The 8827-nt window shown below is 77.9% G+C and carries 3 protein-coding genes; all 3 read right to left on the bottom strand.

The genetic code is table 11. The features are described from left to right. Positions 1 to 48 precede the first annotated feature (48 nt). Positions 49 to 1902, bottom strand: a complete 1854-nt coding sequence (locus tag EF903_RS23190; protein ID WP_125546152.1) for a hypothetical protein — start codon at positions 1900 to 1902, stop codon at positions 49 to 51. Beyond that, on the bottom strand, positions 1899 to 8276 hold the full coding sequence (locus EF903_RS23185) for a hypothetical protein (protein ID WP_125546150.1): 6378 nt from the start codon (positions 8274 to 8276) through the stop codon (positions 1899 to 1901). The genes EF903_RS23190 and EF903_RS23185 overlap by 4 nt, the downstream gene beginning before the upstream one ends. 209 nt (positions 8277 to 8485) lie before the next feature. After that, on the bottom strand, positions 8486 to 8827 hold a 342-nt coding region (locus EF903_RS23180; protein WP_260615812.1), incomplete at its 5' end, for a peptidase inhibitor family I36 protein.

Below are 8827 nucleotides of genomic sequence, written 5' to 3'. Positions count from 1 at the left end.
CTCCGCCCCCGCGCCCGCCCTCGGAGCGGGGCGGGCGCGGGGGCGGAGTCAGCGGGTGAGGTGGTCCGCCAGGCGTTCCAGCCGCGGGCTGTCCAGTGCCTCCCGGTGGGAGAGGCTGTTGCGGGAGCGCCACAGGGTTCTCAGGCGGTCCGCCTCGGGCTGGCTCAGGCGGGCGGCCCCCTGGACGTAGGCCCGCCACATGTCGCCGAGCTCCATCCCGGCCAGGGCCGCCGCCGACGCAGGGGCGGCGGCCGTGCCGGGGCGCGGGCCGGGCGCGCCGTCGCGGCGGGGGCCGTACCGGGCGGCCAGCTCGGGCAGCGGCAGGCGCGAGCGGCCGCGGACGACCTCCGTGAAGGCTTCCCGGGCCTCGTCGAGCAGCGGCAGCAGCGCCGTGTTCTGCGCGAGCCAGATCCGGGTGCGCACGCCGTGCTCCCATTCCCAGTCCCACTTCGGGGCTCCCGTCTCCCGCGTACGCGGATCCGGGCGGGCTGCCGCGCCCGGCCAGTGCCGCAGACGGCCGTCCCAGCGGTCGGCCAGGCCCCGGTCCCAGTCCTCGCGCAGGGCGCCGGCCGGTGCCGGGAGCGCCGCGCCCGGGGCGGGCCGTCGCTGCGCGGGCAGCGACCGGACCGCGTCGTCCGCCTCCCGGGCGCCGGGGAGCAGGCCTTCGTCGGACAGCAGGCGGTGCAGCTGCGGCGGCAGCGTGTCGGGGCGGCCGTCCCACTCGGCGGCCAGCCGCTCCGCCAGGTCCAGGAACGGGCCGCACACCTCCACGACCGTGGCCTGCGCCACCGCCTCCAGCAGCTGGTGCCGGGCGGCCCGCCCGCCGGCGGGCGGCCTGGCCATCGCCACGACGGTCGCCGTGTCCAGCCGCCCGTGGACGCCCCACCACCAGTGCACGGCGACGTCCTCGCGGGCCACCTGCTCCGGCAGCTCCGCCGCGAGCCCCGACGGCCCGGCCAGTACGAGCAGGCGCGGCCGGCGCTCGGGCGGCAGGCCCGCCGCCTTCACCGCGGCCGCCAGCCGCCGCAGCAGCTCCGCCGCCGCCGCCGGCGCGGGCTCGTGCCAGCCCCGGACCACGATCACCCGCGAGGCCGCGCCGGAGCCGTCCGTCAGCCGGTGCAGCAGCCCGTCCACGCCCGCGCCCGGGCCGCCGTCGGCGCCGGGCGCGGCGTCTCCCAGCTCCTTCAGTACCCGGTCGGCCAGCTCGTGCGCCGTCGGCCACCCGCGCTCCGGGGGCCGCCCGGCCGCGGAGGGCGCGGGCTCCGCGTCCCCCGCCGAGCCCGCGGAGGCCTCCGGCTCCCGGCCGATCCCGTCCGCCGGGCCGTGCGCGGCCGCCGGCTCCCCGTCCGGGAGCGGCGCGGCCGCGGCGGTGCCCGGCACCTTGCGGGTCCCGTCCGCCCGGCCGTGCGCGAGCGGGACCTCCCCGCCCGCAGGCGGCGCGGCCGCGCCGGCACCCGGCTCCGGCCCTCCACCGGTCCCGCCCCTCCGGCCGTGCGCGGCCGCTGCCTCCCGGCCAGCGGTCGACACGGCGGCGGGAGGGGCCGGCCCGCCGCCCCGGGGGCGGGCGCCGAAGGCGGACAGGCCGTCGTCGTAGTCCAGGACGGGTGCGGTGTCCGACCACGGACCGCCCGCCGGCGGGGCTGCCGCGGCCGGCGGCCCCGGCAGCCCCGCCCCGCCCGGGTCGGCCGCGTCCGCCGGGCCGGGGGCGGGCAGGAGGACGAAATCGCCCAGCTCGTGCAGGAGCTCGTCCAGCACCGCTGCCGCACCGGCGCCGCCCGCCGGCGTCCGCGGCAGCATGCACAGGCAGCTGCGGCCCGCCCGCAGGTCCTCCAGCACCCGGCCCGTCCACAGCCGCACCCCCGGCAGGGCGGCGGCGGACACCGCGGAGGAGCCACGCCTCACGACGGGTCCGCCACGGCCTGCAGGGCCCGGAAGGTGATCCGGTCCAGCGAGCAGCCGTCCGGCCCGTCGTCCAGGACACCGGAGTCCGACAGCCGCCGCACCAGCGCCTCCACCTGTTCGAGCGTCAGGCCCGTCACCGAGGCGATGTCGGCGTACGTGCAGCCTTCGCCCGGCTCCACGTAGGCCGCCCACTCGGCCAGCACCGCCACCACCGCGTCGTCCAGGCCGACGCGTGCCAGGTGGCTGCGCGCGAAGCCGGCCTGCCCGGTGAAGTCGCGGGCGTCCTCCAGCGCCGCCTCCAGCGTCGAGCCCTCCCGGGCGATGCGGTGCACCGTCCGCTCCAGCAGGTTCGGCCAGCCGCCCGTGAGCTCGATGACGCGGCGCCGCTTGTCCGGGGTGTCGAAGGGGCATTCGGGCCAGGCCCGCAGGCCGTCCGCGTTCCACCGCTCCGGGTGGACCACCGCCGCGACGAACTTGTTCTGCCGGGCGGGTACGTCCGGGTCGACGAGCAGCACCGCCGCCCGGTGCGGCAGCCCCTTGCCCGGGGTGGTGTGCGCGTGCAGCGCCTCCGCGCACGCGGCCGTCTCGCCGGCGGGCCGGCCCCGCAGGTCGACGAGGAACACGCTCGGGCTGCCGGCGCCGCCGTCCTGCGCGATGGCCTCCGCCAGCGTGTCCGGCCCGGCCCTGCGGACGGCCAGCTCGCGCGCGTTCGCGTACGACTCCACGGCCGCCTCGACCAGCGCCGGGCCGTGCGCCTCGGTCAGGCAGACCGCGGCCACTCCCGGCGCCGTGACCAGGCTGAGCTGGTGCTCCGTCAGCGGGCTGTAGCGGGCGATGCCCTCCCTGTCGTGGCCGACGAACCGCCTGGAGAACCGCGGGTTGTAGTCGTACGGCAGGTCGAACTCGGTCTGCCGCAGCTCCAGTTCCAGGTCCTCGCGGGTGCCGAGCATGTTCACCACGTTCGGACTGCGGACCGCGTAGAGCCGGGGATCGGCCAGTTGGATCAGCAGGCCGAGGCCCACCATCTCGTCCAGGTAGATCCGCACGTCGCTCGCCGTCAGCGAGCCGAACCCCACCTTCCAGTGCCTCTTCGCCGCGCTCAGCAGCTCGTCCGCGTCGTACCCGCCCTGGAAGCCGTCCTCCTGGCTGCGCAGGGCGATGACCAGCGCCAGGACCCGGTAGCGGTCCTCCAGGTTGATCGTGATCCGCAGGCGCTCCGCGATGTGCCGGTGGACCTGAGCCGAGCCCGTCACGGCGCGGACGTCCTCGTCGGTGACCGTGATGGGCCACTGCGCCGACGCGAGGGACTTGCCGCGCAGGGCGGCGACCAGCCGCTCGCAGAAGATCTGCACCAGGCACGCCTGGTAGTTCGTCGCCGCGAGGACCCGCCACACCAGCTCCGGCCGCTCGAACCGGTACCCGAACGCCGCCATCGGCTCCACCACCAGCCGCTGCGCCTCGGTCGGCTTCAGCGTGCTGATCAGCACGTCCGGGCCGCCGTGCGTCAGCGGCACGTTCGACAGGTGCCGGAACCGCTGCACCTGGTGCAGACCCGCGAACACGATCTTGAACCGCCGGTCGGTGCGGTCCATCAGCCCCTTCAGCCGCAGCACGTTCGCGAACGTCGCCTCGCCGCCCCGCCCGCGCACCGCCTTCGAGTCCGCGGTCAGGAACGCGTCGGCCTCGTCCGCGAGGACCAGCACCCGGCGGTCCGCGTTCTCCTCCAGCCACCGCTCCACCCGGGCCAGCACCGCGTCCGGCGCCAGGTGGGCGGCCCGGTCGGCGCGCAGCACGCCGACCCGCTTGAGCTCCTCCTCCAGCACCGGCCAGATCCGCTCGGCCGGCTCCGCCTCGCCGACGCCGCGCGCCTTGAGGTCGACGTAGATCGCCTTGCGGTCCGGTGTCCCCGGGAACGACGCCTGCACCTTGCGCAGCAGCGCCGACTTGCCCAACTGCCGCCCCCCGTAGAGGAACAGCGCACCGAACCGGTCGGTGACCGTCGCGATCTCCTCCTGCCGGCCGTAGAACACCTCCGGCGGGACGAGCCCGGCCACGAACGGCGTGTACGGGTTGTACGCCGTCCACGGCAGCGTCACCCGCTGCGCCGCCCGGAACGAGCGCGGCGAGCGGGCCGCGACCCAGCCGAACACGGCAGGGTCGATGACCAGCGCCTGCTGCGAGGCGGCCGTCCGGGCCCGCGCCGCCATCTCGCGCCGCCCCGCGAGCCCCAGCGGGTACAGGTAGATGATCAGGCAGGCGCCGGAGTCGGAGCTGTCGAGCAGTTCGAGCGGGCTGCGCCCGCGCTGCTCGTCGGAGACGACGAGGATCGTGTACGAGGACGCCGCCGACCCGAGCGCCGCCACATAGCCCGGCACGGTCTCGCTGGCGTGCGCCCGCGCGGTGAGCCGGAGCACGCCGCGCACCTCGTGCTGGTGGTCGCGGACCGGGGTCGCCTGGCACTCCAGGCCGATGACCCGCAGCACGGACGGCACGTGCCGCTGCCACTCCGAGCCGCGGGTCGCGGGCCGGCACAGCGCGTCCCAGGACTCCAGGCCGCTGCGCGCGCCTTCGGTCAGCGGCTGCCCGGCCAGGTAGAACTCGGCCCACGGGCGGGCCGAGTAGCCCTGCGAGCCGGACGCCTTGCGGACGCCGGCCAGCTCGATGCCGGCGGTGAACCGCTCCAGCTCGGCGCCCGAGTCGGCGGCGCTCCACTCGGGGAGCGGCTTGCCCTCGCGCAGCAGCGACAGGCACTCCTCCGCCGTCACCGTGTCCCGGTTGTCGAGCAGCGAGGTGACCCGGTGCATGTCCCGCGCGGACGGGTCGAGCAGCGCGAGCGCCTCGCGGAGCCGCCGCACGTACTCGTCGACCTGCGTGCGGATCTCTGACTCCAGGGTCCGGATGCCGGCCGCCGCATGGCCGAACGCCCCGTCGGGGGTCGGCGTCTTGAGCCGCTCCAGGCGGCCGACCAGCTCCCGCTCCACCTGGAGGTTGAGCTGCTGCGTGCGCAGTTCGGCGAGCAGGGTCCCGGCCGCGCCGTGCGCCCTGCGGTGCGCGGCGCTCCAGCGCGACCACTCGGCGTCGCGCCGCTGCCGCCAGTCGCCGGGCACGGCGTCGAGCCCGGCGGGGACGGCCGGTACGAGGTCCCGTTCGAGGGCTGCGACGAGCGCGTCCGCGAGGTGCAGGTCGCCGCGCTCGCAGTACCGGACGAGGACGGTACGGGCGTCCACCGGCTCCAGCAGGGCCAGGACGGCCTCGCGGAACCCGGCTTCGGCGGGCAGCGGCGTGCCGTCGGCGGCGCGCGGCAGGTCGGGCGCGGCCAGCAGCGCCTGCGCGCCGGGCGGGCCGGCCGTCCGGTCGCCGTCGGGGTCGCGTACGGGCACGGCGCCCGAGGGGGAGCGGTCGTCGCCGAGCAGCCAGCTGCGTAGGCGCAGCACCGCGGCGCCCTCGACGCCGGGCGGGGCGTCCGCCTCCCGCACCTGGTCCAGGGCGTGGCGCAGGGCTGTGACGGAGTCCGACCGCTCGTCCACCGCCGGGGCCGCGAGCGCCCTGGCTCGGGAGAGCAGGTCGCTGACCTGCTCGATGGTGCGCAGCAGGGCCCGCTTCGCGGCCGCCTCGATCGGCTCCTTGGCCTGCTTGGGGGTGCGGATCGCGGCGTCCGCCTCCTCGATCATCCGCTCCGCGGAGCCGCGCTTGCGGAACAGCTCCCAGATCGCGTCGAGTTCGGCCGGACCGGACGTGCCCTCCGCCCAGACGCTGATCGCGGCGAGGGCGCGGCCGAGCGGCTGCTCGGAGCCGATCAGCCGGGACCGCACCTGGGTGGCGCGGGGGTAGCCGATGCGCTGGCGGGGCAGCGCGTCGAGGAGTTCCGCGGCCTCGGCGGCGAGCCGGGCCCGGCTGAGCGCGGGCTCGGAGTCGCCGGCCAGGCGGGTCGCACCGAGGTCCAGGCGCTGGTAGCGGCGGACCGCGTCGACGGTCCGCTCCAGCAGCTTGCCCCAGTTGCCGGGCAGGGCGCTGGTGAGCTCCGTCTGGATGAGGAGGTCGTTGGGCCAGCCGGCGAGCAGCCCGGCCCGCAGTGAGGCGGCGGCCGCCAGGACGAGGGCGGGCCGGTCGGCGTCCAGCGCCTCCAGGTCCGGGTCGAAGCCGGTCATCACGGCGACGGCCTCCTCCTCGTCGCCGCAGGCGAACGCGGCCGCGGCGAAGGCGAGGCACTCGCTGCGGTGCGCGGGTTCCGCGGAGCCGACGGTCAGCCAGTAGGCCTCCGCGAAGCGGCCGTCGCGGACGAGCCGGGCGACGGGCGAGTCGCCGCCGTCGGGCGCCTCCCAGGAACCGGGGCGCGGTGCGGCCCCGGCGGCTGCGGGGGCGCAGTCGCCGCCTCCGTCCGACGGCCGGCCGTCCCCGGCCGTGGCGGCGTCGGGGGCGGGCCGCGGCACGCCGCCGCCCTTCGGCGACCCGCCGCCGGAGGCGGCGTCCCGCGCCACCCGCGCCCGGGGCACGCTGCCGGTGCCGGTGCCGGTGCCGGTGCCGGTGCCGGTGCCGCTGCCGCTGCCGCTGCCGCTGCCGGTGTCGGCCGGTGCCGCGGTGGCCGCGGCGGTGGCGCCGGTACCGCGGGACCCGGCCGGGGCACGGCCCGAGGGCGCGGACCCGGCGGTGGTTCCGCCGCCGGCGCCCTGCGCCGGAACCCGGGTGCCCGTGGGCTCGGCACCCGGGTGGGGGGAGCTGCCCGGGGTGTGGCCCGCAAGCGCGGACCCGGTGGCCGCCTTCGCGTCGGTACCGTGCGCGGCTGCCCGCGCGGCGGTGGGCCCGGCTCCCGGGCGGCGGGACTCGACCGAGGCGGGCTCTGCGGGCCTGGACCCGGTGGCGGCTTCGGCACCCGCGTCCTGCGAGGGCGTCGAGTGCACCGGGGCGGTGGCGTGCGCGGCGGTGGGCTCGCCACCGGTGCTCCGGGAACCCGTCGGGACGGGGCCCGTGGGCGCCGACCCGGCCAGGGCTTCGGCGGCGCCCGCCTGCCCGGGCGCGGGGCTCGTCGCCGGGGCGATGGCGGGTCCCGAGCCCGCGCCGGCTGCACCGGGGGAACAGGTCGGGGTGTGGTCCACGGGTACCGGCCCCGCCGGCCGGCCGTTGTCGGCGCTCGGCGCGAGCAACGTGCCCGCCGGGGCGCCGGTGGGCACGGCACCCGGGATGTCCGTGCAGCGGAAGCCGGTCGGGGCGTCGTCCGCGGATCCGGCGGTGGCTTCGTCCCCGCCGGCGTTCGCGTGTGCCGGGTCGGTGGGCGTGGCACCCGTGCCCTGTGCGGGGCGGGAGCCGCGTCCGGTGTCGGCCGCCGGCGTGATGCCGGCGGTGGCTCCGCTGTCCGCGGCCTGTGCGGGCACCGGGTCCGTCGGCGCGCCGGCGGGTGTGGCGCCCGGGCTGTCCGGATGCGGAGAGCCGGTCCGGGGGTGGCCTGCCGGTGCGGCGCCCGCGGCGCTCGTACGGCCGGAGCCGGTCCGGGTGTTGTCCGCGGGCGCGGCCCCGCTGTCGGTGTCCTGTGCGCGGATCGGGTCCGCGGGGGCGCCCGCGGGCTCGGTGCCCGGGCGACCCGTGCGGCGCGAGTCGGGAGAAGTGCGCTCCGCGGGTCGGGCGGCGGTTGCCTTCCCGTCGTCGTCGGTCGCGTGCGCGGAGGTTGCGGACTCGCCGCCCGTGCCGCCCGTACGGCCGGAGCCGGTCCCCGCGTCGTCCGCGGGAGTGGACGGGGCGGCTCCGTTGTCGGCGTCCTGCCGGCGCGCCGGGCCCGCCTGGGCGGTGGCGGTTTCGGCGGTGGTCGCCGGGCCGGTGGTTCCGGTCACCGGGAGGGGGGCCCGGCCGGTCCCGTGGTCGCCTGCTGCGTCGGAGGTCGTCGCGGCTCCGCTCCCGGCGCCGGCCGTGTGCGCCGGTTCTGCCGTTGCGGCGGGGCGGAGCAGCCCTTCCAGGTCGGCGATCTGCCGGTCCAGCATGACCAGGGACTGTTCGAGCGGCTCCCGGTGCGGGGCGTCCGCGGCGGTGCCGTCCAGCAGGGTCCGCAGGCCCGCCCGGGTGTGCCGCAGTCCCTCCAGCTCCTGTTCCCGCTGCGCGGCCGCACGCGCCTCGACCGTCAACCCGTCGATCAGGACGTCCAGTTCGGCGAAGCCCGCTTCGGGGCCCCAGGTGCGGCCGGCCGCCGCGAGCCGCGCGGCGAGGCGGGACCGCTCGGACTCGCGGGCCGCGGACTCCTCGGCGAGCGGGGCCGGCCCCGGCCGGCCCGCCCGCACCGCCCCGGCCGCCGCCTCGAACGCGTCGGCCAGGGCCGCCGACCGCTCCCGCAGCGCCCGCCCGGCCGCCGCGATCTCCTCGATCTCCCCCGCTTCGGGGCGCCTGTTCACGGCTTCACCCCGCTTCCGGTGCGCAGCCGCGCACCCTGCGTCGCAGGGGACGTGATCAGGCCATCCGGTAACACCACTCGACGCCTTCCGCGGGCAGCGCTCTGCGCTGACCAGGCGCCGTGCCGGTCGCTTTCGGTGTGCATGCACGGATCCTGCCAGAGGCATGGTCCGCCGGAAGCGGATTCCCGTGATTCGCGCGGGACTTCGCGTCAGCAGTACACGGCGGAGGCGGTGTCGTTCTCCCGGGACAGGACGTTGACGCGGTAGCCGTTGTGCATGACGTGGGAGTCGCCGCCCCCGTAGGCGTCGGACGTCCAGTGGCACACCACCCCGCTGTCGTTCGACCAGGACGACATGAGGTCGTTGAACCCGAGGTCGCCGAGCCACGGGGCGGTGTCCCCGGCGCGCAGGGCGATGCCGCCGCCCTTGAACCCGTAGTCGCGGTACAGGCAGAGGCTGTCCTGGGGGCAGTTCGAGCCTTCGAAGGTGGTCACGCGGGCGGCGGGGGCGGCCGCGTGACCACCTTCGAAGGCTCGAACTGCCCCCAGGAC

The organism is Streptomyces sp. WAC05292 (assembly GCF_003949955.1).
GTDB classification, from domain to species: domain Bacteria; phylum Actinomycetota; class Actinomycetes; order Streptomycetales; family Streptomycetaceae; genus Streptomyces; species Streptomyces globosus.
This window is presented reverse-complemented; position numbering and strand designations above follow the sequence as displayed.